The organism is Streptomyces kronopolitis (genome assembly GCF_014646275.1).
Lineage (GTDB): Bacteria > Actinomycetota > Actinomycetes > Streptomycetales > Streptomycetaceae > Streptomyces > Streptomyces kronopolitis.
The window spans coordinates 88,638-113,909 of sequence record NZ_BMND01000022.1; the positions used below are offsets into that span (position 1 = coordinate 88,638).

General features: G+C 67.6%; 21 protein-coding genes, 1 tRNA gene and 1 pseudogene. 2 read left to right on the forward strand and 21 right to left on the reverse strand.

The window, feature by feature from the left end; translation table 11 throughout:
• Window positions 1-2: 2 nt before the first annotated feature.
• From rplC to IEY78_RS22790, 18 genes and pseudogenes are all read right to left on the reverse strand, one after another.
• Window positions 3-647, reverse strand: coding sequence for a 50S ribosomal protein L3 (gene rplC / locus IEY78_RS22710; RefSeq protein WP_030986140.1), 645 nt, complete (start codon window positions 645-647; stop codon window positions 3-5).
• A gap of 14 nt (window positions 648-661) precedes the next feature.
• Window positions 662-970, reverse strand: a complete 309-nt coding sequence (gene rpsJ, locus IEY78_RS22715; RefSeq protein WP_003948644.1) for a 30S ribosomal protein S10 — start codon at window positions 968-970, stop codon at window positions 662-664.
• A 580-nt stretch (window positions 971-1,550) separates the two neighbouring features.
• Window positions 1,551-1,676, reverse strand: a pseudogene (locus tag IEY78_RS34580) (aspartate 1-decarboxylase); the annotation flags it as partial.
• A 139-nt stretch (window positions 1,677-1,815) separates the two neighbouring features.
• Window positions 1,816-3,009, reverse strand: a complete 1,194-nt coding sequence (tuf, locus tag IEY78_RS22720; protein ID WP_189101110.1) for an elongation factor Tu — start codon at window positions 3,007-3,009, stop codon at window positions 1,816-1,818.
• 158 nt (window positions 3,010-3,167) lie between these two features.
• Window positions 3,168-5,288 carry an elongation factor G gene (gene fusA, locus IEY78_RS22725; RefSeq protein WP_189101112.1) on the reverse strand — a complete coding sequence of 707 codons (2,121 nt, stop codon included), beginning with the start codon at window positions 5,286-5,288 and terminating at the stop codon, window positions 3,168-3,170.
• A 39-nt stretch (window positions 5,289-5,327) separates the two neighbouring features.
• Window positions 5,328-5,798 carry a 30S ribosomal protein S7 gene (gene rpsG, locus IEY78_RS22730; RefSeq protein ID WP_004571813.1) on the reverse strand — a complete coding sequence of 157 codons (471 nt, stop codon included), beginning with the start codon at window positions 5,796-5,798 and terminating at the stop codon, window positions 5,328-5,330.
• A 2-nt stretch (window positions 5,799-5,800) separates the two neighbouring features.
• A complete protein-coding gene (gene rpsL / locus IEY78_RS22735; protein WP_003948652.1) occupies window positions 5,801-6,172 on the reverse strand; it encodes a 30S ribosomal protein S12 in 372 nt (123 codons plus the stop codon).
• A gap of 390 nt (window positions 6,173-6,562) precedes the next feature.
• Entirely contained in the window at window positions 6,563-7,042 is a 480-nt protein-coding gene (locus IEY78_RS22740) for a DUF1707 and DUF4190 domain-containing protein (RefSeq protein WP_189101114.1), read from the reverse strand.
• 234 nt (window positions 7,043-7,276) lie between these two features.
• Window positions 7,277-11,176, reverse strand: coding sequence for a DNA-directed RNA polymerase subunit beta' (locus IEY78_RS22745; RefSeq protein ID WP_189101116.1), 3,900 nt, complete (start codon window positions 11,174-11,176; stop codon window positions 7,277-7,279).
• A gap of 100 nt (window positions 11,177-11,276) precedes the next feature.
• Window positions 11,277-14,762: a DNA-directed RNA polymerase subunit beta gene (gene rpoB / locus IEY78_RS22750; protein ID WP_096213549.1), complete on the reverse strand. Its 3,486-nt coding sequence runs from the start codon at window positions 14,760-14,762 to the stop codon at window positions 11,277-11,279.
• Between the two features lie 622 nt (window positions 14,763-15,384).
• Window positions 15,385-15,771, reverse strand: a complete 387-nt coding sequence (gene rplL / locus IEY78_RS22755; RefSeq protein WP_189101118.1) for a 50S ribosomal protein L7/L12 — start codon at window positions 15,769-15,771, stop codon at window positions 15,385-15,387.
• Window positions 15,772-15,879: 108 nt separating this feature from the next.
• Entirely contained in the window at window positions 15,880-16,431 is a 552-nt protein-coding gene (gene rplJ, locus IEY78_RS22760; RefSeq protein WP_189101119.1) for a 50S ribosomal protein L10, read from the reverse strand.
• A gap of 317 nt (window positions 16,432-16,748) precedes the next feature.
• Window positions 16,749-17,603 carry an SCO4651 family lipoprotein gene (locus IEY78_RS22765; RefSeq protein ID WP_229700122.1) on the reverse strand — a complete coding sequence of 285 codons (855 nt, stop codon included), beginning with the start codon at window positions 17,601-17,603 and terminating at the stop codon, window positions 16,749-16,751.
• Between the two features lie 150 nt (window positions 17,604-17,753).
• On the reverse strand, window positions 17,754-18,470 hold the full coding sequence (gene rplA, locus IEY78_RS22770) for a 50S ribosomal protein L1 (RefSeq protein WP_159481503.1): 717 nt from the start codon (window positions 18,468-18,470) through the stop codon (window positions 17,754-17,756).
• An 82-nt stretch (window positions 18,471-18,552) separates the two neighbouring features.
• Complete coding sequence (gene rplK, locus IEY78_RS22775; protein WP_189101121.1) at window positions 18,553-18,987, reverse strand: 50S ribosomal protein L11; 435 nt, start codon at window positions 18,985-18,987, stop codon at window positions 18,553-18,555.
• A 168-nt stretch (window positions 18,988-19,155) separates the two neighbouring features.
• A complete protein-coding gene (gene nusG / locus IEY78_RS22780) occupies window positions 19,156-20,022 on the reverse strand; it encodes a transcription termination/antitermination protein NusG (RefSeq protein ID WP_189101123.1) in 867 nt (288 codons plus the stop codon).
• Between the two features lie 73 nt (window positions 20,023-20,095).
• Window positions 20,096-20,392, reverse strand: coding sequence for a preprotein translocase subunit SecE (secE, locus tag IEY78_RS22785; RefSeq protein ID WP_189101125.1), 297 nt, complete (start codon window positions 20,390-20,392; stop codon window positions 20,096-20,098).
• A gap of 107 nt (window positions 20,393-20,499) precedes the next feature.
• Window positions 20,500-20,572 (reverse strand) — tRNA-Trp (locus IEY78_RS22790).
• A 183-nt stretch (window positions 20,573-20,755) separates the two neighbouring features.
• Between IEY78_RS22790 and IEY78_RS22795 the strand changes: the two genes are divergently transcribed.
• Entirely contained in the window at window positions 20,756-21,991 is a 1,236-nt protein-coding gene (locus IEY78_RS22795; protein ID WP_189101127.1) for a pyridoxal phosphate-dependent aminotransferase, read from the forward strand.
• A 150-nt stretch (window positions 21,992-22,141) separates the two neighbouring features.
• A complete protein-coding gene (locus tag IEY78_RS22800) occupies window positions 22,142-23,200 on the forward strand; it encodes an adenosine deaminase (protein WP_189101129.1) in 1,059 nt (352 codons plus the stop codon).
• 32 nt (window positions 23,201-23,232) lie between these two features.
• Here IEY78_RS22800 and IEY78_RS22805 read toward each other — a convergent pair whose 3' ends face one another.
• The 3 genes from IEY78_RS22805 to IEY78_RS22815 all read right to left on the reverse strand — a co-directional run bounded on the left by IEY78_RS22805 (window position 23,233) and on the right by IEY78_RS22815 (window position 25,238).
• Window positions 23,233-24,288 (reverse strand): UDP-N-acetylmuramate dehydrogenase, encoded by a 1,056-nt coding sequence (locus tag IEY78_RS22805; protein WP_189101131.1) that lies wholly within the window; start codon window positions 24,286-24,288, stop codon window positions 23,233-23,235.
• 61 nt (window positions 24,289-24,349) lie between these two features.
• Window positions 24,350-24,784: a MaoC family dehydratase gene (locus tag IEY78_RS22810; RefSeq protein WP_006604857.1), complete on the reverse strand. Its 435-nt coding sequence runs from the start codon at window positions 24,782-24,784 to the stop codon at window positions 24,350-24,352.
• A 1-nt stretch (window position 24,785) separates the two neighbouring features.
• On the reverse strand, window positions 24,786-25,238 hold the full coding sequence (locus IEY78_RS22815) for a MaoC family dehydratase N-terminal domain-containing protein (RefSeq protein WP_189101133.1): 453 nt from the start codon (window positions 25,236-25,238) through the stop codon (window positions 24,786-24,788).
• Between the last annotated feature and the right edge of the window lie 34 nt (window positions 25,239-25,272).

The following is a 25,272-nucleotide window of genomic DNA, read 5'->3' on the forward strand; positions in this document are numbered from 1 at the left end:
CCTCAGGCCCCCTTGGCCGCGGTACGGACCAGGACGAGGCCGCCGTTCGGACCAGGAACTGCGCCCTTGATGAGCAGCAGGCCCTTCTCCGCGTCAACGGCATGGACGGTCAGGTTCTGGGTGGTGACCCGCTCATTGCCCATACGGCCGGCCATCCGCATGCCCTTGAACACGCGGCCCGGGGTGGCACAGCCACCGATGGAGCCAGGCTTACGGTGCACGCGGTGGGCACCGTGGGAGGCCTTGCCGCCATGGAAGCCGTGACGCTTCATGACACCGGCGAAGCCCTTGCCCTTGCTCTTGCCGGTCACATCCACCTTGACGCCGGACTCGAAGGTCTCAGCGGTCACTTCCTGGCCGAGGGTGTACTCACCGGCATCGGTGGTACGGACCTCGACGAGGTGGCGACGGGGGGTGACGTCGGCCTTCGCGAAGTGGCCCTTGAGGGGCTTGTTCACCTTGCGCGGGTCGATCTCGCCGAAGGCGATCTGGACGGAGTCGTAGCCGTCCTGGTCATTGGTGCGCACCTGGGTAACGACACAGGGGCCGGCCTTCACCACGGTCACCGGGACGACACGGTTGTTCTCGTCCCAGACCTGGGTCATGCCGAGCTTCTCGCCCAGGATGCCCTTGATCTGCTTTGCCATCTCTTCCGCGCCTCTCAGAGCTTGATCTCGATGTCAACGCCGGCCGGAAGGTCCAGGCGCATCAGCGAGTCAACGGTCTTGGGCGTCGGGTCGAGGATGTCGATCAGGCGCTTGTGCGTGCGCATCTCGAAGTGCTCGCGCGAGTCCTTGTACTTGTGCGGCGACTTGATGACGCAGTACACGTTCTTTTCAGTGGGCAGCGGCACCGGGCCCGCGACCGACGCACCAGTACGGGTCACCGTCTCGACGATCTTCTTCGCCGAAGAGTCGATGACCTCGTGGTCGTAGGCCTTGAGCCGGATGCGGATCTTCTGTCCCGCCATGGCTACTTCGTAGTCCTGTCTCTCGTAACGCTCTGGGACCCGGTGCGCTGCGCCTCCTGGGAAGCGCTGTTCTTCTCCGACCCACGCGGTCGGGCGTGTCGCACCCCTTCTCGTAAATCCCCACACGGGGGATCCTTCAAGAAGGAGATGGCGGGGGAAGAACACCCACCGGGTGCCTGGCCGAGGCACCCCGCTGACGCTTCCCGGAAGATTCCCGTATTTCCGGCCCTGAGAAGGGACGACGAATACCTGGGACTCGCTTCCGGTCCTCCCGGCGGGAGGCGCGCAGCATCGGCACTCAACCGAGCAACCTGGACAGTGTGCCACACGTGCTATACGACTGGCCAACCGAAGCGGGAGACACTACCCGACCGACGGACGGGGCGGCGCCCCCGGGAGGGGGAACTCGCGGGAAAGTCGCCGGATTTCCCCCGCGTCACGCGACGGGAACCCGACCGCGGCGCCCCGACCGCGGCACCCCGACTGCGACCGCCCGGGAGGACGGCTCGTCGCCCCGCTCCGGCCCTCCGCCGGGGAAGGCGGCGCCCTGGACCCCCGCGCCGCGCCGCGCGGCGAGGGGCGCCCCCACCGCCTCCGGAGGGAGCCGTCCCGCTGCGCCCGGGGCCGGCTCCGAGGGGTCCGCGCCCAGGTCGACGACGCGGTTGCCGGCGTCGACACGGACCACCCGCGGCCGCAGCGTGCGCGCCCGCCCGACAAGGCCCGCGGGGCCGGCGCCGCCCCTCCCCCGCCGCACGCAGAAGTGGCCGAACGACCGAGGTCGTTCGGCCACTTCTCACGAGCACACGGCTCGCACGCTCCGAGGAGCTACCGGGTCAGCTCACCAATTACTTGATGACCTTGGTGACCTGGCCGGCGCCGACGGTACGGCCACCCTCACGGATGGTGAACCGCAGGCCCTCCTCCATGGCGACAGGCTGAATCAGCGAGACGTTCATGGTGGCGTTGTCGCCCGGCATGACCATCTCGGTGCCCTCCTGGAGGGTCACCACGCCGGTCACGTCAGTCGTACGGAAGTAGAACTGCGGGCGGTAGTTGTTGAAGAACGGGGTGTGACGGCCACCCTCGTCCTTCGACAGGATGTAGGCCGTGGCCTCGAACTCGGTGTGCGGGGTGACCGAACCCGGCTTGATGATGCACTGGCCGCGCTCGACGTCCTCGCGCTTGATGCCGCGGAGCAGCAGACCGACGTTCTCACCGGCCTGGCCCTCGTCGAGCAGCTTGCGGAACATCTCGATACCGGTGACCGTGGTGGTGGTCTTCTCGGTCTTGATGCCGATGATGTCGACGGTCTCGTTGACCTTGAGGACACCGCGCTCGATGCGGCCGGTGACGACGGTGCCACGACCGGTGATCGTGAAGACGTCCTCGATCGGCATCAGGAACGGCTGGTCGACGTCACGCTTGGGCTCGGGGACGTTCTCGTCCACGGCCTTCATCAGCTCGACGACGGTCTTGGTCCACTCCGGGTCGCCCTCGAGCGCCTTGAGAGCGGAGACCTTGACGACCGGCAGGTCGTCGCCCGGGAACTCGTACTCGGACAGGAGCTCACGGACCTCGAGCTCAACGAGCTCCATGATCTCCTCGTCGTCCACCATGTCGGCCTTGTTCAGGGCGACAACGATGTACGGAACACCGGACTGGCGGGCCAGGAGCACGTGCTCCTTGGTCTGCGGCATGGGACCATCGGTCGCGGCGACCACGAGGATCGCGCCGTCCATCTGGGCGGCACCGGTGATCATGTTCTTGATGTAGTCAGCGTGACCCGGGCAGTCGACGTGGGCGTAGTGACGGTTGGCCGTCTGGTACTCCACGTGCGCGATCGAAATCGTGATACCGCGCTGCCGCTCCTCCGGCGCCTTGTCGATGTCCTCGAAAGGCGTGAAGGGGTTCAGGTCAGGGAACTCGTCGTGCAGCACCTTGGTGATCGCCGCGGTAAGAGTCGTCTTACCGTGGTCGACGTGACCGATGGTGCCGATGTTGACGTGCGGCTTAGTCCGCTCGAACTTCGCCTTCGCCACGGGGGTCCTCCTGAAGAGTGGTTCTGTACGCCTTACTCATCGGCGCCAGGTGATCTTTGCTGGGGTGCCGGCTGGCGGGGCAATCCTCACGGATTGCGGGGAATGCCCCACCAGACGGTGTCAAGCCTAAAGCGTGTTCCGGCTCTCGGGAGACGGAGCTATTCGCCCTTGGCCTTCGCGATGATCTCCTCGGCGACGTTCCGGGGAACCTCGGCGTAGGAGTCGAACTGCATCGAGTAGCTTGCGCGACCCGACGTCTTGCTGCGGAGGTCTCCGACGTAGCCGAACATCTCCGAGAGCGGAACCAGGCCCGTGACGAGCTTGGCGCCGCTGCGGTCCTCCATGGACTGGATCTGACCACGGCGGGAGTTGATGTCGCCGATCACATCGCCCATGTAGTCCTCGGGCGTGGTGACCTCGACCTTCATCATCGGCTCGAGCAGGGCCGGGGAGGCCTTGCGGGCGGCCTCCTTGAAGGCCATCGAACCGGCGATCTTGAAGGCCATTTCCGACGAGTCGACCTCGTGGAAGGCACCGTCGAGGAGGGTGACCTTGACACCGGTCAGCGGGTAGCCGGCGAGAACACCGAACTCCATGGCCTCCTGGCAGCCCGCGTCCACGGACGGGATGTACTCCCGCGGGATACGGCCACCGGTGACCTTGTTCTCGAACTCGTACCCGTCGCCCTCGAGCGGCGCGATCGCGATCTGCACCTTCGCGAACTGGCCGGAACCACCAGTCTGCTTCTTGTGCGTGTAGTCGAGACGCTCGACCGGCTTGCGCAGGGTCTCGCGGTACGCGACCTGCGGCTTGCCGACGTTGGCCTCGACCCGGAACTCACGCTTCATACGGTCGACCAGCACGTCGAGGTGCAGTTCGCCCATACCCGCGATGATGGTCTGGCCGGTCTCCTCGTCGGTGTGAACCTGGAACGAGGGGTCCTCTTCGGCGAGACGCTGGATGGCGACACCCAGCTTCTCCTGGTCGCCCTTGGACTTGGGCTCAATGGCGACCTGGATGACCGGGGCCGGGAACTCCATCGACTCCAGGATGACCTGGTTGGCGGAGTCACAGAGGGTCTCACCGGTGGTGGTCTGCTTCAGACCCATGACGGCGACGATGTCACCGGCACCCACCGAGTCGATCTCCTCACGCTTGTTCGCGTGCATCCGGTAGATCTTGCCGATGCGCTCCTTCTTGCCCTTCACCGAGTTCTGCACCTGCGAGCCGGCCTCAAGGCGGCCCGAGTACACCCGGATGAAGGTGAGCTTGCCCAGGTGGGGGTCGCTCGCAATCTTGAACGCGAGGGCGGAAAGCGGCTCGTCCACGGACGGCTTGCGCTTGATGACCTCGTCCGAGTCGTTGACCGCGTGGCCCTCGATGGCCTCGACGTCCAGCGGGGAGGGGAGGTAGCGCACGACCGCGTCGAGCAGGGGCTGCACGCCCTTGTTCTTGAACGCGGTGCCGCAGAACACCGGGGTGACGGTGGTGCTGTCGGCCTTGCCCGAAGCGATGGTGATCCGGCGGATCGCCGCGTAGAGCTGCTCCACGGTGGGCTCCTGGCCCTCCAGGTACAGCTCCATGACCTCTTCATCGTTCTCGGCAACGGCCTCGAGCAGCTTGCCGCGCCACTCGTCGGCAGCCTCGATGTGGGTGTCCGGGATGTCGACGGTGTCGTACATCTCGCCCTTGGCGGCCTCGGCCGACCAGACCAGGGCCTTCATCGTCACGAGGTCGACGACGCCCTTGAAGTCGGCCTCGGTGCCGATCGGCAGCTGCATCACGATCGGGGTCGCGCCCAGGCGGTCGACGATCATGTCGACGCAGCGGTGGAACTCGGCACCCGTGCGGTCGAGCTTGTTGACGAAGCAGATACGCGGCACGCCGTAGCGGTCCGCCTGACGCCAGACGGTCTCGGACTGGGGCTCGACACCGGCAACGCCGTCGAACACCGTCACCGCACCGTCCAGGACGCGCAGCGAGCGCTCCACCTCGACCGTGAAGTCGACGTGGCCCGGGGTGTCGATGATGTTGATGGTGTTGTCGACGTCTTCCAGCGGCCAGTGGCAGGTCGTCGCGGCAGACGTGATGGTGATGCCGCGCTCCTGCTCCTGCTCCATCCAGTCCATCGTGGCAGCGCCGTCGTGGACCTCACCGATCTTGTACGAAACACCGGTGTAGAACAGGATCCGCTCGGTGGTGGTCGTCTTGCCCGCGTCGATGTGGGCCATGATCCCAATGTTGCGGACCTTGGCCAGGTCAAGCGAAGTGGTGGCCATAGTGGCTCAATCTTCTCTCGGTCTCGATGTGGGTTGCGACTACCAGCGGTAGTGCGCGAAGGCCTTGTTGGACTCGGCCATCTTGTGCGTGTCCTCACGCTTCTTGACCGAAGCGCCGAGGCCGTTGGAGGCGTCGAGCAGTTCGTTCATGAGGCGCTCGGTCATGGTCTTCTCGCGGCGGGCGCGGGAGTAGCCCACGAGCCAGCGGAGCGAGAGGGTGGCGGCGCGGCCGGGCTTGACCTCGACCGGGACCTGGTAGGTCGCGCCACCGACACGGCGGGACTTGACCTCAAGGGTCGGCTTGATGTTCTCGAGCGCGCGCTTGAGCGTGATGACCGGGTCGTTACCGGTCTTCTCGCGCAGACCCTCCATGGCGCCGTAGACGATGCGCTCGGCGGTGGAGCGCTTGCCGTTCAGCAGCACCTTGTTGATGAGGGAGGTCACCAGAGGAGAACCGTAGACCGGGTCGATGATGACCGGGCGCTTCGGGGCGGGGCCCTTACGAGGCATTCTTACTTCTCCTTCTTGGCGCCGTAGCGGCTGCGAGCCTGCTTGCGGTTCTTGACGCCCTGCGTGTCGAGGGAGCCGCGGATGATCTTGTACCGAACACCCGGCAGGTCCTTCACACGACCACCACGCACGAGCACGATCGAGTGCTCCTGCAGGTTGTGGCCCTCACCCGGAATGTAAGCGGTGACCTCGATCCCGCTGGTCAGACGCACACGCGCGACCTTACGCAGGGCCGAGTTCGGCTTCTTCGGGGTGGTCGTGAAAACACGCGTGCAGACGCCACGGCGCTGGGGGGAACCCTCGAGCGCGGGCGTCTTGTTCTTCTCGACCTTGTCCTGCCGGCCCTTGCGGACCAGCTGCTGGATCGTAGGCACCGTTTCTCCGGTTTCTGTGTGCCAGTCTCGGTAAAGCTAACCTGGAACTTCCCCGACCCACGCGGTCGGGTGTGTCGAATACTGCAGTCCGAACCCTCGCTGGAACGAGCGTGGCGGCAGATTGCGGTGTCAAAACCTGGCCACCGCGGTGAGGGCACTCCCGGCAGAAGCTCGGGAGATTGCGCATGCGGCAGCCCAGGGACACCCCAGGCACAAGGTCAGAGCGTACCTACCGCATGGGCTGCGGTCAAAACAAATGCACACGCGAAGGACACGCCGGACTCCTCACGGCGTTGCGGCCACCGTAGTGCGATCCAGGGCCCTACGGAAGAAGGCACCGCGCCCCGTCACCGCCCGGGCCAAAACGGCACCCCGCGGCCCGGACCCCGCCTACAGACGGGTCACGGCCAGCAAGATCGACAGCAGGAAGAACAGCGTCCAGCCGCCGATGCCCAGCCAGCCGAGCACCAGGCCGACAAGGGCCTGCCCGTCCCCGCGCTCACCGGTGCGGCGGATCTCGGCGCGCGCCTTGTGCCCCAGGATCACGGCCGGGATCGCCGTCAGCCCCCAGCTCACCGGTGTCATGATCCCGCAGACCAGGGCACCCGTCGCCGCACCGTTCGTCGCCACCGGCGGCGGCATCTGCATCGGCATGAAGGTCGCCGGCATCGGCCGCTGCGGCAGGAACTGCGCCTGCGGCACCGGCCCCTGCGGCAGATCCGCGACCAGCATCTGCAGCTCGGCGTGGGTCTGGGCCTGGTAGGCCCGGGTGATCCGCTGCTCGTACTCCCGCTGCTGCAGCCGGCCCTCGGCGAATCCCGCCTTGAGCACATCGACCGCCCGCTCACGATCGGCGTGCGAGGCACGCATGACAGGCACCTGATTCGACGGCTGAGCAGGCTGCCCACCCTGCCACGGCTGGAATGCCACTTCGCGAACCTCCCCCGCTCGACAGTTCCCCCATCTTCTCATCAGAGACGCAGAGAAGGGAGGACAAGTTCCCCCGCGCGGGACACCCGCCGCGGTGGGAGACCGGCCGCCGCACACGCCGCAGGGCGGCCACCCCGAGGGGTGACCGCCCTGTCGCTGTCGTACGGACCAGGATTACTGGTTGTACGGACCGTAGTCGTAGTCCTCCAGCGGGACCGCCTGGCCGGAGCCGGTGCCGAAGGGCGAGTAGTCGATGTCGTCGTAACCGACGGCCGAGTACATCGCGGCCTTCGCCTCCTCGGTGGGCTCGACCCGGATGTTGCGGTAGCGGGACAGGCCCGTACCGGCCGGGATGAGCTTACCGATGATGACGTTCTCCTTGAGGCCGATCAGGGAGTCCGACTTGGCGTTGATCGCCGCGTCGGTCAGGACCCTGGTCGTCTCCTGGAAGGACGCCGCCGACAGCCACGACTCGGTGGCCAGCGACGCCTTGGTGATACCCATCAGCTGCGGACGGCCGGAGGCCGGGTGGCCACCCTCCGCCACGACCCGACGGTTCTCACCCTCGAACTTCGTGCGCTCCACCAGCTCGCCCGGCAGCAGCTCCGCGTCGCCGGACTCGATGATCGTCACACGGCGCAGCATCTGCCGGATGATGATCTCGATGTGCTTGTCGTGGATCGCCACGCCCTGGCTGTTGTAGACCTTCTGGACCTCGCCGACCAGGTGGACCTGGACGGCACGCTGGCCGAGGATCCGCAGCACGTCGTGCGGGTTGACGGCACCGACGGTCATCGGCTGGCCGACCGTGACGTGGTCGCCCTCGCCCACCAGGAGACGGGCACGCTTGGAGACGCCGTAGGCCATCTCGTCGCTGCCGTCGTCCGGGGTGACGACGACCTTCTTGGTCTTCTCGGTCTCCTCGATCCGGACGCGGCCGGCCGCCTCCGAGATCGGGGCGACGCCCTTGGGCGTACGGGCCTCGAAGAGCTCGACGACACGCGGCAGACCCAGGGTGATGTCGTCACCGGCCACACCACCGGTGTGGAAGGTACGCATCGTCAGCTGGGTGCCGGGCTCACCGATGGACTGGGCGGCGATGATGCCGACCGCCTCACCGATGTCGACCAGCTTGCCGGTGGCCAGCGAACGGCCGTAGCAGAAGGCACAGGTGCCGACCGCGGACTCACAGGTCAGGACCGAGCGGGTCTTGACCTCCTCGACGCCCGCGTTGACCAGCGCGTCGATGAGCACGTCACCGAGGTCGACGTTCGCCGGGGCGACGACCTTGCCGTCGACGACGACATCCTCGGCGAGCATGCGCGCGTAGACGCTGGACTCGACGTCGTCCGCCTTGCGCAGGACACCCGCGGCGTCCTTCGAGGCGATCCGCAGCTTGAGACCGCGCTCGGTGCCGCAGTCCTCCTCGCGAATGATGACGTCCTGGGAGACGTCGACCAGACGACGGGTGAGGTAACCGGAGTCGGCGGTACGCAGAGCGGTGTCCGCCAGACCCTTACGGGCACCGTGCGTGGAGATGAAGTACTCCAGCACGGACAGACCCTCGCGGAACGAGGCCTTGATCGGACGCGGGATGGTCTCGTTCTTCGCGTTCGACACCAGACCACGCATACCCGCGATCTGCCGCATCTGCATCATGTTTCCTCGGGCACCCGAGTCAACCATCATGAAGATGGGGTTCGTCTTGGGGAAGTTCTCATTCATCGCCTCGGAGACCTCGTTGGTCGCCTTGGTCCAGATGTTGATGAGTTCCTGCGTGCGCTCGTCCTTGGTGATCAGACCGCGCTCGTACTGCTTCTGGACCTTCTCGTCCTGGGCCTCGTAGCCCGCGACGATGGCCTTCTTGGCCTCCGGCACGACGATGTCCGAGACGGCGACGGTGACGCCGGAACGGGTCGCCCAGTGGAAGCCGGCCGCCTTCAGGTTGTCGAGCGTCGCCGCCACGATGACCTTGGGGTAGCGCTCGGCCAGGTCGTTGACGATCGCGGAGAGCTGCTTCTTGCCCACCGAGTAGTCGACGAACGGGTAGTCCTCGGGCAGCAGCTCGTTGAAGAGCGCGCGGCCCAGGGTCGTCCGCAGGCGGAAGCTGTCACCGGGCTGCCACTCGGGCTCGCCCTCCTCCGGAACCGGCGGGGTCCAGCCGCGCGGCGGGACGGTGCCGATCGGGAAGCGGATGTCGACCTTCGCCTGGAGCGAGAGCTCCTTGGCGTCGAACGCCATGATCGCCTCGGCGGTCGAGCCGAACGCCCGGCCCTCACCGATGACCTTGCGCTCCTCCTCATCCGTGGTGAGGAAGAAGAGACCGAGCACCATGTCCTGGGTCGGCATGGTGACCGGACGGCCGTCGGCCGGCTTGAGGATGTTGTTCGAGGACAGCATCAGGATGCGGGCCTCGGCCTGGGCCTCCGCGGACAGCGGGAGGTGGACGGCCATCTGGTCACCGTCGAAGTCCGCGTTGAACGCGGTGCAGACGAGCGGGTGGATCTGAATGGCCTTGCCCTCGACCAGCTGCGGCTCGAAGGCCTGGATGCCCAGGCGGTGCAGGGTGGGCGCACGGTTCAGCAGCACCGGGTGCTCGGCGATGACCTCTTCGAGGACGTCGTACACCACGGTGCGACCGCGCTCGACCATGCGCTTGGCCGACTTGATGTTCTGCGCGTGGTTGAGGTCCACCAGGCGCTTCATCACGAACGGCTTGAAGAGCTCCAGCGCCATGGCCTTGGGCAGACCACACTGGTGCAGCTTGAGCTGCGGGCCGACGACGATGACGGAACGCGCCGAGTAGTCGACTCGCTTACCGAGCAGGTTCTGACGGAAGCGGCCCTGCTTGCCCTTCAGCATGTCGCTGAGGGACTTCAGCGGGCGGTTACCGGGACCGGTGACCGGGCGGCCGCGGCGGCCGTTGTCGAACAGCGCGTCGACGGCCTCCTGCAGCATCCGCTTCTCGTTGTTCACGATGATCTCGGGCGCGCCGAGGTCGAGAAGCCGCTTGAGGCGGTTGTTGCGGTTGATCACACGGCGGTACAGGTCGTTCAGGTCGGAGGTCGCGAAGCGGCCACCGTCCAGCTGCACCATCGGACGCAGGTCCGGCGGGATCACCGGGATGCAGTCCAGCACCATGCCCTTGGGGCTGTTGCGGGTCTGCAGGAAGGCGGAGACGACCTTGAGGCGCTTGAGCGCACGGGTCTTCTTCTGGCCCTTGCCGGTGCGGATGATCTCGCGGAGGCGCTCGGCCTCCTCGTCGAGGTCGAAGGTCTCCAGGCGCTTCTGCAGGGCAGCGGCGCCCATGGAGCCGTCGAAGTACGTGCCGAAGCGGTCCCGCAGCTCGCGGTAGAGCAGCTCGTCGCCCTCCAGGTCCTGGACCTTGAGGTTCTTGAAGCGGTTCCAGACCTCGTCGAGACGGTCGATCTCGCGCTGCGCACGGTCGCGCAGCTGCTTCATCTCGCGCTCGGCACCCTCGCGCACCTTGCGGCGCACGTCCGCCTTGGCGCCCTCGGCCTCCAGCTCGGCCAGGTCGGTCTCGAGCTTCTTGGCGCGGGCCTCCAGGTCGGAGTCGCGGCGCTGCTCGATCTGCTGGCGCTCGACGGAGACGTGCGCCTCCAGCGAGGGCAGGTCGCGCGTACGGCGCTCCTCGTCCACCCACGTGATCATGTAGGCGGCGAAGTAGATGACCTTCTCGAGGTCCTTGGGCGCGAGGTCCAGCAGGTAGCCCAGCCGGCTCGGCACGCCCTTGAAGTACCAGATGTGGGTCACGGGAGCGGCAAGCTCGATGTGGCCCATCCGCTCACGCCGCACCTTGGCGCGAGTGACCTCGACGCCGCAGCGCTCGCAGATGATGCCCTTGAAGCGGACGCGCTTGTACTTACCGCAGTAGCACTCCCAGTCCCGGGTCGGACCGAAGATCTTCTCGCAGAAGAGTCCGTCCTTTTCGGGCTTGAGCGTGCGGTAGTTGATGGTCTCGGGCTTCTTGACCTCGCCGTGGCTCCACTGACGGATGTCGTCAGCGGTTGCCAGACCGATCCGGAGCTCATCGAAGAAGTTGACGTCGAGCACTATGCGTCAATCCCTCTCAGGGTTGTAAGTCTTGGGGTCTGAAACGGGGGTCCTGGGGCCGGCCGGGGGAGCCATCGCTGGCTCCCCGGCCGGACTCCCGTCAGACCTCTTCGACGCTGCTCGGCTCGCGCCGGGACAGGTCGATGCCGAGCTCCTCCGCAGCGCGGAAGACGTCCTCGTCGGTGTCGCGCATCTCGATGGACATGCCGTCCGAGGACAGCACCTCCACGTTGAGGCACAGGGACTGCATTTCCTTGATGAGCACCTTGAAGGACTCGGGAATGCCGGGCTCGGGGATGTTCTCGCCCTTGACGATGGCCTCGTAGACCTTCACGCGGCCGGTCACGTCGTCGGACTTGATCGTCAGCAGCTCCTGGAGGGCGTATGCGGCGCCGTATGCCTCCAGCGCCCACACCTCCATCTCACCGAACCGCTGGCCACCGAACTGAGCCTTACCACCCAGCGGCTGCTGGGTGATCATCGAGTACGGACCGGTCGAACGCGCGTGGAGCTTGTCGTCGACCAGGTGGTGCAGCTTGAGGATGTACATGTACCCGATCGAGATCGGGTCCGGGAACGGCTCACCGGAGCGGCCGTCGAACAGCCGGGCCTTGCCGGAGCCCTTGACCATCCGCTCGCCGTCGCGGTTGGGGATCGTCGACTCGAAGAGACCGGAGATCTCGTCCTCGCGCGCACCGTCGAACACCGGGGTGGCGACGTTGGAGCCGGGGGCGACCTCGTCGGCGGAGATCGAGTGGAGACGCTTCTTCCACTCCTCCTCGACGCCCTCGACCTTCCAGCCCTGGCTGGCGAGCCAGCCGAGGTGGATCTCCAGGACCTGTCCCGGGTTCATTCGGGACGGGACACCCAGCGGGTTGAGGATGATGTCGACCGGGGTGCCGTCCTCGAGGAACGGCATGTCCTCGACCGGCAGGATCTTCGAGATGACGCCCTTGTTGCCGTGCCGGCCGGCGAGCTTGTCGCCGTCGGTGATCTTGCGCTTCTGGGCGACGTAGACGCGGACCAGCTGGTTCACGCCCGGGGGCAGCTCGTCGCCCTCTTCGCGGTCGAAGACGCGGACGCCGATGACCTTGCCGATCTCACCGTGCGGCACCTTCAGCGAGGTGTCGCGCACCTCGCGCGCCTTCTCACCGAAGATCGCGCGGAGCAGGCGCTCCTCGGGGGTCAGCTCGGTCTCACCCTTGGGCGTGACCTTGCCGACGAGGATGTCGCCGGCGACGACCTCGGCACCGATACGGATGATGCCGCGCTCGTCGAGGTCGGAGAGGACCTCCTCGGAGACGTTCGGGATGTCCCGGGTGATCTCCTCGGGGCCCAGCTTGGTGTCACGGGCGTCGACCTCGTGCTCCTCGATGTGGATCGAGGAGAGGACGTCGTCCTGCACGAGGCGCTGCGACAGGATGATCGCGTCCTCGTAGTTGTGGCCCTCCCACGGCATGAACGCCACGAGCAGGTTCTTGCCGAGCGCCATCTCGCCTTCGTCCGTGGACGGACCGTCGGCGAGGACCTGGCCCTCGATGACCCGCGCGCCCTCGTCCACGACGACCTTCTGGTTGAAGGAGGTGCCCTGGTTGGAGCGGGTGAACTTGGCGACGCGGTACGTGGTGTACGTGCCGTCGTCGTTGGCGACGGTGATGTAGTCCGCGGAGACCTCCTGGACCACACCGTCCTTCTCGGCCTTGATGACGTCGCCGGCGTCGACCGCGCAGCGGTACTCCATGCCGGTGCCGACCAGCGGCGACTCCGCCTTGATCAGCGGAACGGCCTGGCGCATCATGTTCGATCCCATGAGCGCGCGGTTGGCGTCGTCGTGCTCGAGGAACGGGATCATGGCGGTCGCGGCCGACACCATCTGGCGCGGCGAGACGTCCATGAAGTCGACCTCGTCGGCCGGGACCAGGTCGACCTCGCCGCCGCGGCGGCGGACCAGGACACGCTGCTCGGAGAAGCGCATGTCCTCGGAGAGCTTCGCGTTGGCCTGGGCGATCAGGAAGCGGTCCTCCTCATCAGCGGTGAGGTAGTCCACCTCCTCGGTGACCTGGCCGTCGACGACCTTGCGGTAGGGCGTCTCGATGAAGCCGAAGACGTTGACCCGGCCGTAGGAGGCCAGCGAGCCGATCAGACCGATGTTGGGACCTTCAGGGGTCTCGATCGGGCACATGCGGCCGTAGTGCGAGGGGTGCACGTCACGGACGTCCAGGCCGGCCCGCTCACGGGAGAGACCACCCGGGCCCAGCGCCGACAGGCGGCGCTTGTGGGTCAGACCCGACAGCGGGTTGGTCTGGTCCATGAACTGCGACAGCTGGCTGGTGCCGAAGAACTCCTTGATGGAGGCGACGACCGGCCGGATGTTGATCAGGGTCTGCGGCGTGATCGCCTCGACGTCCTGGGTGGTCATGCGCTCACGCACGACGCGCTCCATACGGGCGAGACCCGTACGGACCTGGTTCTGGATCAGCTCGCCGACGTTGCGCAGACGGCGGTTGCCGAAGTGGTCGATGTCGTCGGTCTCGACAACGATGGAGTTGCCGTTCTCGCCGATCGTCTCGGTCTCGCCGGCGTGCAGCTTGACCAGGTACTTGATCGTGGCGATGACGTCATCGGTGGTCAGCACGCCGGCGTCGAGCGGCTCGTCGCCGCCGAGCTTCTTGTTGACCTTGTAGCGGCCGACCTTCGCGAGGTCGTAGCGCTTCGGGTTGAAGTAGAGGTTCTCGAGCAGCGTCTGCGCGGCCTCACGGGTCGGCGGCTCGCCCGGACGCAGCTTGCGGTAGATGTCGAGCAGCGCGTCGTCCTGGCCCTGGGTGTGGTCCTTCTCCAGGGTGGCGCGCATCGACTCGTACTCGCCGAACTCCTCGAGGATCTGCTCGGTGGTCCACCCGAGCGCCTTGAGCAGGACGGTGACGGACTGCTTGCGCTTGCGGTCGATGCGGACACCGACCATGTCGCGCTTGTCGATCTCCATCTCCAGCCAGGCACCCCGGGACGGGATGATCTTGGCGGAGAAGATGTCCTTGTCGGACGTCTTGTCGATGGAGCTGTCGAAGTACACGCCCGGCGAGCGGACCAGCTGCGAGACGACGACACGCTCGGTGCCGTTGATGCAGAAGGTTCCCTTGTTGGTCATGAGCGGGAAGTCGCCCATGAAGACCGTCTGGGACTTGATCTCGCCGGTCTCGTTGTTCGTGAACTCAGCGGTGACGAAGAGCGGAGCCGCGTACGTGAAGTCGCGCTCCTTGCACTCGTCGATGGAGTTCTTCGGGGGCTCGAAGCGGTGGTCGCGGAACGTCAGCGACATCGACCCGGAGAAGTCCTCGATCGGGGAGATCTCTTCGAAGATCTCTTCCAGACCGGACTTGGTGGGGACTTCCTGCCCACTCTCCAGCGCAGCCTCGACGCGACCCTTCCATGCGGCATTGCCGAGCAGCCAGTCGAAGCTTTCGGTCTGCAGCGCAAGGAGGTTCGGAACCCCGAGGGGCTCCTTGATCTTCGCAAAAGAGATGCGCAGCGGGGCGGTGCTGTCGCCGTTGTTCGTATTGGCAGTCGAGGCGTTGCGCGAGGCGGCCAAGAGGGGGTCCTTCCGAGGGCTCGGACTCACTACGCGCGTACCGGTCCCGAACCGAACAGACTGAGGGAAAGCCCAGGTCAGGGCAGATCATTCAGCTTTGCTCGGGCTCGGGTATGCCCCTGGTGACGGGCAGGGAGCAGCTAACAGGCAGCGCAAAGGGTCAGTGTAGCCACTTGGCACACTGATGTCCAGAGCGAGTTTCCGGAGACCGGTTCAGCACCGTGATACCGATCTTCTCCCTCCGGGAGGCCGTGTCCTCCGCACCGGAGGAAGCCCTCATTTGTTCTTCTCAATGCCCTGCGCCTGCCGAAAGCCCTGCGCCACTGGCGCACACCGATGCTTCCCTCTTCGTCGGCGATCCATGCCTCGAACCCTGGATCGCTTCTGCGTCGCGTCCCGAGAATTGCGCGCCGCGTCCGGTTCGTCAAGGCCCCCCACCTCTGGGAGATCGTCACATGGGGGCAGGTCCGGGCAACGAAGATCACCATACTCGCACGCAGGCGCGAGGGAATGCAGCCGTGACGAGCACGCCGAAGGGCGACCACCCGCATGGGTGATCGCCCTTGGCGCGTGTCCCTGACGCCTCAGGCGCCCGGGACGTGAGTCGGAAGACTCAGTGAAGTCACTTGACCTCGACGGAGGCGCCGGCGCCCTTGAGGGACTCGGCGGCCTTCTCGGCGGCGTCCTTGGCGACCTTCTCGAGGACGGGCTTCGGGGTGCCGTCGACGAGGTCCTTGGCCTCCTTCAGACCCAGGGAGGTCAGCTCACGCACGACCTTGATGACCTGGATCTTCTTGTCGCCCGCACCGGTGAGGATGACGTCGAACTCGTCCTTCTCCTCCTCGGCGGCGGCGGCCGGGGCGCCCGGGGCACCGGCGGCGGCAACGGCGACCGGGGCGGCAGCCTCGACGTCGAACTTGTCCTCGAAGAGCTTCACGAACTCGGAGAGCTCGATGAGGGTCATCTCCTCGAACTGCGCGAGCAGGTCTTCCTGGCTGAGCTTCGCCATGGTGGCGGTCCTTCCACTAATTCGGCGGGTGCCGGATGTACATGAATGGCGGGCGTACGGGCCCGCTGGGCCTACGAATGCCACGCCCCGGCAGGGGCATGAGTGTGGCTATTCGGCAGCCTCGGCGGGAGCCGGCGTACCGGCACCGCCCTGCTCGACCTTGCTGCGAAGCGCGTCCGCGGTGCGGGCGAACTTCGTGAGCGGGGCCTGGAAGGTCGCCGCGGCCTTGGCCATGGACGCCTTCATGCCACCCGCCAGCTTGGCGAGCAGAACCTCACGGGACTCGAGGTCCGCAAGCTTCTTGATCTCGTCGGCGGACAGCGCCTTGCCGTCAAGGACACCGCCCTTGATGACGAGAGCGGGGTTTTCCTTGGCGAAGTCACGAAGACCCTTCGCCGCCGTGACCGGGTCACCGGTCACGAAGGCGACAGCGGTCGAGCCCTTGAGGTGCTCGTCCAGCTGAATCCCGGCCTCCTTGGCCGCGATCTTGGTCAGCGTGTTCTTCACCACACGGTACTGAGCGTTCTCGCCGAGAGAACGACGCAGCTCCTTGAGCTGCGCCACACTCAGTCCGGTGTAAGAAGTCACAACAGCTGCGTTGGAGTCGCGGAGCTTCTCCGTGATCTCCGCAACGGCTGCGTTCTTGTCAGACGTCGCCATGAGCCTCGGCCTCCTTCCGGGTGATGAGGACCGCGCAGAAGGGGCTGGGCAAAACAAACGCCCCGGCGCAGGCGCACGGGGCGTACTCCACCGCACGGAAATCCGTCCGGGAGTTCATCCATACACACCTGCGCAGGCCGTCCGCAGCTAGCGGATCCTTCGGCCACCGCACGTCCGGAGTCCGGACGCACAGAGACAACCAGCGGTCTTTGGCTTCCGGGAAAAGATACGGGAGCCGACCGCGGTCAGGCAAATCGGCCCGGGCGGGGGCGATCGGCGGGCCCCCGCCCGGGCCGGCGCACGCGTCGTGGAGCCGGTCAGGCGCCGGGCGCGGTGCTCGTCTGGCCGGCCGGCGGCGGGGTCAGGTCGACCTTGCTGCCGTAGTCCGAGAAGAGCGCCGTGGAGCTGCTCGGCTGCTTGCCTCCGAGCTTCTCCACCTTCTTGACCAGCAGGTCGTGGTCGTCGATCCAGACGTCGAGCTGCTCGCTCTTGGCGCCGCCCTTCGCGAGCTGCTTCCGGACGAGGTCCCGGACCGACTTGCCGGCCTTGCCGCTCAGCTGGTCCATCGTGACGGTGCCGGTGTAGTGCGTCGCCTGGACACCGTTCACGTTCTCCTTGCCGACGGCCTTGGCCGTGCCGGAGGCGATCAGCAGCTCGATCGGCTGGCTCGGGTCGGCGTTCCGCAGGACGTCCTGGAAGAGCGTGCCGGAGCCGCCCAGCCCCTTCGACAGTGCCTCGTACGAGTACTTCATCCAGGGCTTGCCGCCCACACCCGGCATGACGGCGCTCATGTTCATGTACACGGCGTCCTTGGTGTAGATCGACTTGACCGGCTTACCGGGGCTGCCCCCGCCGCTCATGGTGTTCGCCACGTTCATCTGCATGCCGTGCGTCCAGTCCAGCCCGCCCTTGGTGGACTGCGTGATCCGGCCGCGCGGGGTGGTCGTGAGCGTGGTGCCGTCGATCTGCGCGGTCTTCTTGCCGGCGGTCGCCTCCTGGGCGGCCTTCAGCGCGTCCACCGGGCTCTGCGCCGAGTCCTGCTTGCCGCCCGCCGCGTCGCCGCTCCCACCGCCGCTGCCGGCCGCCTTGCCGCCGTCGTCGTTGCAGGCGCTCAGGCTGCCGACCAACATCACCGCACCCGCCACGGCGGCGGCGATACGCGTGCTCCGCATGTGAGGCTCCCCCTTAGATCATCTTTATGGACCTCGCGGGCGACTGTAATGCAGGGCACCGACAACGCATGCGTCAGGCCCCGTCCCTCCCGAAGGGGAGACGGGGCCTGACGTGGAACATCACGCGCTACGAGGCGCTGATCGCGAAGATCAGACGGCCTCGTCCTCGACGAGGAGGTTGCGGGTGCGGTTGGCGTCCAGCGGGATGCCGGGGCCCATCGTGGTGGTGACGGTCGCCTTCTTGATGTAGCGGCCCTTGGCGGCGGACGGCTTGAGGCGGTTGATCTCCTCGAGCGCCGCGGCGTAGTTCTCCACCAGCTTGGTCTCGTCGAAGGAGACCTTGCCGATGATGAAGTGGAGGTTCGCGTGCTTGTCCACGCGGAACTCGATCTTGCCGCCCTTGATGTCGGTGACAGCCTTGGCGACATCCGGGGTGACGGTGCCGGTCTTCGGGTTCGGCATCAGACCACGGGGACCGAGCACGCGGCCGAGGCGGCCGACCTTGCCCATGAGGTCCGGGGTCGCGACGACGGCGTCGAAGTCCAGACGGCCCTTGGAGACCTCGTCGATCAGTTCGTCCGAGCCGACGATGTCGGCGCCGGCGGCTTCCGCGGCCGCAGCACGGTCACCGGTCGCGAAGACCAGGACCCGGGCGGTCTTACCGGTGCCGTGCGGGAGGTTCACGGTGCCACGGACCATCTGGTCCGCCTTGCGCGGGTCGACACCCAGACGCATGGCGACCTCGACGGTCGCGTCGAACTTGACGGAGGTGGTCTCCTTGGCGAGACGGACGGCCTCGAGCGGGGCGTACACGCGCTCCCGGTCGATCTTCGCGTCCGCGTTGCGAAGAGTCTTGCTGCGCTTCACTTCTGCTCCTGGTGCAGTGGGGTGGAGTCGTGGTGCGGACCAGCGCCTGGTCCTGCCACGGGGTGCCGTGAGGGGCTGGGGATCAGCCCTCGACCGTGACGCCCATGGAACGGGCGGTGCCGGCGATGATCTTCTCGGCGGCGTCCAGGTCGTTGGCGTTCAGGTCGGGCATCTTGGTGGTGGCGATGTCGCGGACCTGGTCGCGGGTGATCTTGGCGACCTTGGTCTTGTGCGGCTCGCCGGAGCCCTTCTCCACGCCCGCGGCCTTCAGGATGAGCTTCGCGGCCGGCGGGGTCTTGGTGATGAAGGTGAAGGAACGGTCCTCGTAGACCGTGATCTCCACCGGCACGACCATGCCACGCTGCGACTCGGTCGCGGCGTTGTAGGCCTTGCAGAACTCCATGATGTTGACGCCGTGCTGGCCCAGCGCGGGGCCGACCGGCGGAGCCGGGTTTGCGGCGCCGGCGCTGATCTGGAGCTTGATAAGCCCCGTGACCTTCTTCTTCTTGGGAGGCATGCTCTCTCCGGGTCCTAGTGAGAGGTGTTTCGCCGAGCCATCCGGTCATCCGGATGGAGGCATACCGCACCACGATAACGGGTATCGTCGTGCGGCCAAAAACCGAGCAGGTCAGACCGGCTGTGAGCCCGTCTGACCTGGTCGGTTTGGCTGGTGGTCCGGAAGAACCTAGTTCTTCTGGATCTGGTCGAAGCTCAGCTCGACCGGGGTCTCGCGGCCGAAGATCTCGACGAGGCCCTTGACCTTCTTCGAGTCGGCGTTGATCTCGTTGATCGTCGCCTGCAGCGTCGCGAACGGGCCGTCGGTGACGGTGACGGAGTCGCCCACCTCGAAGTCCAGCACCTGGACCTCGACCTTGCGGGACGGCGCCGGCTTGCCCTCGGCCGCGGCGGCCTCCTTGGCGGCCTTCTCCTCGGCCTCCGGAGCGAGCATCTTGACGATCTCGTCCAGCGTCAGCGGGTAGGGGTCGTAGGCGTTGCCGACGAAGCCGGTGACACCCGGGGTGTTGCGGACGACGCCCCAGGACTCGTTCGTCAGGTCCATGCGCACGAGAACGTAGCCCGGGAGCTTGTTCTGGCGGATGGTCTTGCGCTCGCCGTTCTTGATCTGCGCGACCTCTTCCTGCGGCACCTCGGCCTGGAAGATGAAGTCCTCGACGTTCAGCGAGACGGCACGCTGTTCGAGGTTGGTCTTCACGCGGTTCTCGTAGCCCGCGTAGGTGTGGATGACGTACCACTCACCGGGCAGGCCGCGGAGTTCCTCGCGGAGGGCGGCGACCGGGTCGACCGGCTCCTGCTCCTCGTCCTCGGCGACCTCGGCGGTGGCCTCGGCGTCCTCCTCGACGTGCACAGCGGCCTCTTCGGCGGGCTCACCGGCGGCGGCGTCCTCGGCGTCGACCTCGTCGACCGCGTCGGCGTTCTCGACGATGTCACGCGCGGTGTCGTCGCCCTCGACCTCGGCCGAGGCGGCCGCGTCCACGTCGGCCGCTGCCGTTTCGGCGGAGTCGGCGGCGTCGTTCAGGTTCGGGTCAGACACGGTGGCTGCTTCTTCCTGGCTTCAAGGGGTTGAACATGCGAAACGGGCGCCCGCTGAGGCGCCCTCCGCGGGATCAGCCGAAGACGTACCCGACGACTCGGTTGATTCCCAAGTCAATCACGGTTACGAGACCGATGATGATGACAACGAAGACGATCACCACACTGGTGTACGTCGACAGCTGGCTGCGCGTGGGCCAGACGACCTTGCGGAGCTCCGCCACGATCTGGCGGTAGAAAAGCGCGAGCCGCGCGAAAGGGCCCTTCTTGCCGCGCTTGCCGCCGCGACGGGGCTTCTTCTGGGAATCCGCGGTGTCGTCCTCGGAATGACCGCGCTCAGGCATGTCGATGGAGCCCAGGGCGTCCGTCACTCGTCCTCACCTGAATCCGGATCGTGGCCGTGCCGCGCCTTGCCCTGCCGCACGGCGGTGCATTTCCTACGTACGCGTGCACGCACCGTGGTGGAGAGTGCGTGTAGCAGGGCCGGAGGGACTTGAACCCCCAACCGCTGGTTTTGGAGACCAGTGCTCTACCAATTGAGCTACGACCCTTTGTGGTTCCCCCAACCTACCGCATACGGGCGACTGCACCTGGTGCATGTCCCGCGGCGACCTGTTGGGAGCCAACGGTCAGCGAGTGTACGTGCTTCGGGGCCGGGCGTCGAACACGATCCATGCGGGTGGTGCCCGCAAACCCGTGTGCCGGGCTCGTCGGGGGTCTGCAACGATGCATGTATGAGCGCTGCAACCCCTTCCGCATCGTCCCCCACCGAACGCCGGGTCTCGGCCCGCGTCGGTTCGATCTCCGAGTCGGCGACCCTCGCCGTCGACGCCAAGGCGAAGGCCCTCAAGGCCGCCGGACGTCCGGTGATCGGCTTCGGCGCCGGTGAGCCCGACTTCCCCACGCCCGACTACATCGTCGAGGCGGCCGTCGAGGCCTGCCGCAACCCGAAGTACCACCGCTACACCCCGGCCGGCGGCCTGCCCGAGCTGAAGACCGCGATCGCCGCGAAGACGCTGCGCGACTCCGGCTACGAGATCGAGGCCGCGAACGTCCTGGTGACGAACGGTGGCAAGCAGGCGATCTACGAGGCGTTCGCAGCGATCCTCGACCCGGGCGACGAGGTCATCGTCCCGGCGCCGTACTGGACCACCTACCCCGAGTCGATCCGCCTAGCCGGCGGTGTGCCGGTGGACGTGGTCGCCGACGAGACCACCGGCTACCGCGTGACCGTGGAGCAGCTGGAGGCGGCCCGCACGGAGCGCACCAAGGTGCTGCTGTTCGTCTCGCCGTCGAACCCGACCGGCGCGGTCTACACCCGCGAGCAGGTCGAGGCGGTCGGCCGCTGGGCCGCCGAGCACGGCCTGTGGGTGCTGACCGACGAGATCTACGAGCACCTGGTCTACGGCGACGCCGAGTTCTCGTCGCTGCCGGTGGTCGTGCCCGAGCTGCGCGACAAGTGCATCATCGTCAACGGTGTCGCCAAGACGTACGCGATGACCGGCTGGCGGGTGGGCTGGGCGATCGGCCCCAAGGACGTCATCAAGGCCGCGGCGAACCTCCAGTCGCACGCCACGTCCAACGTCTCCAACGTCGCCCAGGCCGCGGCCATCGCGGCGGTCTCCGGCGATCTGACGGCCGTCGAGGAGATGAAGGTCGCCTTCGACCGCCGGCGTCGCACCATCGTGCGGATGCTCAACGAGATCGACGGCGTGCTGTGCCCGGAGCCGGAGGGCGCGTTCTACGCGTACCCGTCGGTCAAGGAGCTGCTGGGCAAGGAGATCCGCGGCAAGCGCCCGCAGACCAGCGTCGAGCTGGCCGGGCTGATCCTGGAGGAGGCGGAGGTCGCCGTCGTCCCGGGTGAGGCCTTCGGCACCCCCGGCTACCTGCGGCTCTCCTACGCACTGGGCGACGAGGACCTGGTCGAGGGCGTGTCGCGGCTGCAGAAGCTGCTGGCGGAGGCCAAGTAGACCCTCGAAAGCGGTCAGCACCTCCGGAAATCCGGGGGTGACACGAGCGGGCGCCGGGAGACCTTCCCGGCGCCCGCTCGTCCGTTCTCCCGGACACCCCTTCGGGAAAGGCCCTACCGGCGCGCCGGTCCCATGCGGCAAGATCTTGGGATGGAGAGCGTTCGTGCCCGCGGCGGAGCCGCCATTCGAGACCTGCGCCAGCTGCCGAAGGCCCATCTGCACCTGCATTTCACCGGTTCGATGCGGCCCGCCACCCTGCTGGAGCTCGCCGACAAGTACGGCGTCCACCTGCCGGAGGCGCTGCGCGGCGGTGAGCCGCCCCAGCTGCGCGCCACGGACGAGCGCGGCTGGTTCCGCTTCCAGCGGCTGTACGACCTCGCACGGTCGTGTCTGCGGGAGCCCGAGGACATCCAGCGGCTGGTGCGTGAGGCCGCCGAGGAGGACGTCCGCGACGGCTCGCGGTGGCTGGAGATCCAGGTCGACCCGACCTCGTACGCGCCGCGGCTGGGCGGGCTGATCCCGGCCCTGGAGATCATTCTGGACGCGGTGCGCGGCGCGTCGCGGGACACCGGGCTCGGCATCCGCGTGCTGGTCGCCGCGAACCGTATGAAGCACCCGCTGGACGCCCGCACGCTGGCCCGGCTCGCGGTGCGCTACGCCGACCACGGAGTGATCGGTTTCGGGCTGTCCAACGACGAACGCCGGGGGTTCGCCCGGGACTTCGACCGCGCCTTCGCCATCGCGCGCGAGGGCGGTCTGCTGGCGGCGCCGCACGGCGGGGAGCTGTCCGGGCCGGCCAGCGTCCGCGACTGCCTGGACGATCTGCACGCCGGCCGGGTGGGGCACGGCGTGCGGGCCGCGGAGGACCCCGCGCTGCTGCGCCGGCTGGCCGCGCGCGGGGTGACCTGCGAGGTGTGCCCGTCGTCGAATGTGGCGCTGGGGGTCTACGAGAAGCCGGAGGACGTGCCGCTGCGGACGCTGTTCGACGCGGGCGTGCCGATGGCGCTGGGCGCCGACGACCCGCTGCTGTTCGGGTCGCGGCTGGCCGCGCAGTACGAGATCGCCCGCGGTGTGCACGACTTCACCGATGCCGAACTCGCCGAGCTGGCCCGGCAGTCGGTCCGCGGCTCGTGCGCCCCGCAGGACGAGAAGCAGCGGCTGCTGGCGGGGATCGACGCCTGGCTGGCCGGGCCGGGCGCGGCGGCCTGATCCGAACGGCGGCGCCCGGCGAGCGGCGGAGCCTAGAGGCTGACGCCGACCGTCACCGGTTCGTTGACGAGCGTGACGCCGAAGGCCTCGTGGACGCCGTCGCGGACCTCGCGGGCCAGGGCGAGCAGGTCCTCGGTGGTGGCCTGGCCGCGGTTGGTGAGCGCGAGGGTGTGCTTGGTGGAGATGCGGGCCGGGCCGCTGCCGTAGCCCTTGGTGAAGCCGGCCCGGTCGATCAGCCAGGCGGCGGAGGTCTTGACCAGGCCCTCGCCGGCCGGGAAGGCGGGCGGGGCGGTCTCGGGGCCGAGCCGGTCGTGGACCCGCTGGAGGAAGGCGGCGTGCTCGGCCTCGGTGAGGATCGGGTTGGTGAAGAAGGAGCCGGCCGACCAGGTGTCGTGGTCGGCGGGGTCCAGCACCATGCCCTTGCCGGCCCGCAGCGCCAGCACGGTCTCCCGGGCGGCGGCGGCCGGGACCCGGTCACCGGCCCCGACGCCGAGGGCGCGGGCGGTCTCGGGGTACTTCAGGGGCGCGGACAGGCCCCCGGCGTCCTCCAGGGCGAAGCGCACGCGCAGCACCACGAAGCGGTCGGGGTGCTCCTTGAAGCGGCTGTGGCGGTAGGAGAAGCCGCACTCCTCGTTCGGGATCGTGACGGTCTCGCCGGCCCGGCGGTCGTAGGCGACGACCTCGGTGATCGTGGTGGAGACCTCCTGGCCGTACGCGCCCACGTTCTGGATCGGGGTGGCGCCCGCCGAGCCGGGGATGCCGGCCAGGCACTCCACACCGGCCAGCCCGGCCTCGACCGTACGGGCGACCGCCTCGGACCAGTTCTCGCCGGCGGCGAGGGTGAGGGTCGTGCCGTTGAGGGCGAAGCCTTGGGTGGCGATGCGCAGGGCCGTGCCGTCGAAGCCCTTGTCGCCGATGACGAGGTTGCTGCCGCCGCCGATGATCAGCAGCGGGTCCCCGGCCGCGTCGGCCGCGCGGACGGCCGCGATCACCTCGTCGTCGGTGGTGGCCGTCACGAGGCGGGTGGCCGGGCCGCCGAGGCGGAAGGTGGTCAGCGGGGCGAGGGGCGCGTCATGGAGTTCCTGCACGCGCCCAAGGGTACGGGGGCGGTCCGGCGTCCTCGGCCGGCCGCCCCCGGACGGCTGCGGCTCAGGCGAGGCGGACCACGGCGCGGGACATGCCCAGCACCTTCTGGCCCGCGCTCATCGCGGTGAGGTCGACCCGGACCGTGCGGTCGTCGTCGTCCAGCTTGGCCGCGACCTTGGCGCTGACCTCGATCAGCGCGCCGGTCTCGTCATTGGGGACGACCACGGGCTTGGTGAAGCGCACGCCGTACTCGGCGACCGCGCCGGGGTCGCCGGCCCAGTCGGTGACCACGCGGATCGCCTCGGCCATGGTGAACATCCCATGGGCGATGACGTCCGGCAGCCCGACCTCCTTGGCGAACTTCTCGTTCCAGTGGATCGGGTTGAAGTCACCGGAGGCGCCCGCGTACCGCACGAGCGTGGCGCGGCTCACGGGGAAGGTCTGCGCCGGGAGTTCGGTGCCGACCTCGACCTCGTCGTAGGAAATCTTGGCGGTCATCTCAGGCCTCCCGGTCGGCGCGGGCCACCAGCTTGGTGAACGCGGTCACGACATGCTCGCCGGCCTCGTCGTGCACCTCACCGCGGATGTCGATGATGTCGTTGCCCGCCATGGACTTGATGGCCTCGATGGTGGAGGTGACGCTCAGCCGGTCCCCGCTGCGCACCGGCCGGGTGTAGGCGAACTTCTGGTCGCCGTGCACCACCCGGCTGTAGTCCAGCCCGAGTTGCGGGTCCTCGATGACCTGTCCCGCGGCCTTGAAGGTGATCGCGAACACGAAGGTCGGCGGCGCGATCACGTCGCAGTACCCAAGTGCCTTGGCCGCTTCGGCGTCCGTGTAGGCGGGGTTGCTGTCACCGATGGCCTCGGCGAATTCGCGGATCTTTTCCCGGCCGACCTCGTACGGGTCGGTGGGCGGGTACGTGCGTCCCACAAATGACTGGTCGAGCGCCATGGGCTCGCAACCTCCCTGTACTGATGGTGATAAC

Coding starts and splice junctions, on each gene's coding strand:
- rplC (WP_030986140.1), bottom strand. CDS start 647: ATGGCAAAGCAGATCAAGGGCATCCTGGGCGAGAAGCTCGGCATGACC.
- rpsJ (WP_003948644.1), bottom strand. CDS start 970: ATGGCGGGACAGAAGATCCGCATCCGGCTCAAGGCCTACGACCACGAG.
- fusA (WP_189101112.1), bottom strand. CDS start 5,288: ATGGCCACCACTTCGCTTGACCTGGCCAAGGTCCGCAACATTGGGATC.
- rpsG (WP_004571813.1), bottom strand. CDS start 5,798: ATGCCTCGTAAGGGCCCCGCCCCGAAGCGCCCGGTCATCATCGACCCG.
- IEY78_RS22740 (WP_189101114.1), bottom strand. CDS start 7,042: ATGCGTGCCTCGCACGCCGATCGTGAGCGGGCGGTCGATGTGCTCAAG.
- rplL (WP_189101118.1), bottom strand. CDS start 15,771: ATGGCGAAGCTCAGCCAGGAAGACCTGCTCGCGCAGTTCGAGGAGATG.
- rplJ (WP_189101119.1), bottom strand. CDS start 16,431: ATGGCGACGTCTGACAAGAACGCAGCCGTTGCGGAGATCACGGAGAAG.
- IEY78_RS22765 (WP_229700122.1), bottom strand. CDS start 17,603: ATGCGGAGCACGCGTATCGCCGCCGCCGTGGCGGGTGCGGTGATGTTG.
- rplK (WP_189101121.1), bottom strand. CDS start 18,987: ATGCCTCCCAAGAAGAAGAAGGTCACGGGGCTTATCAAGCTCCAGATC.
- IEY78_RS22795 (WP_189101127.1), top strand. CDS start 20,756: ATGAGCGCTGCAACCCCTTCCGCATCGTCCCCCACCGAACGCCGGGTC.
- IEY78_RS22800 (WP_189101129.1), top strand. CDS start 22,142: ATGGAGAGCGTTCGTGCCCGCGGCGGAGCCGCCATTCGAGACCTGCGC.
- IEY78_RS22810 (WP_006604857.1), bottom strand. CDS start 24,784: ATGACCGCCAAGATTTCCTACGACGAGGTCGAGGTCGGCACCGAACTC.
- IEY78_RS22815 (WP_189101133.1), bottom strand. CDS start 25,238: ATGGCGCTCGACCAGTCATTTGTGGGACGCACGTACCCGCCCACCGAC.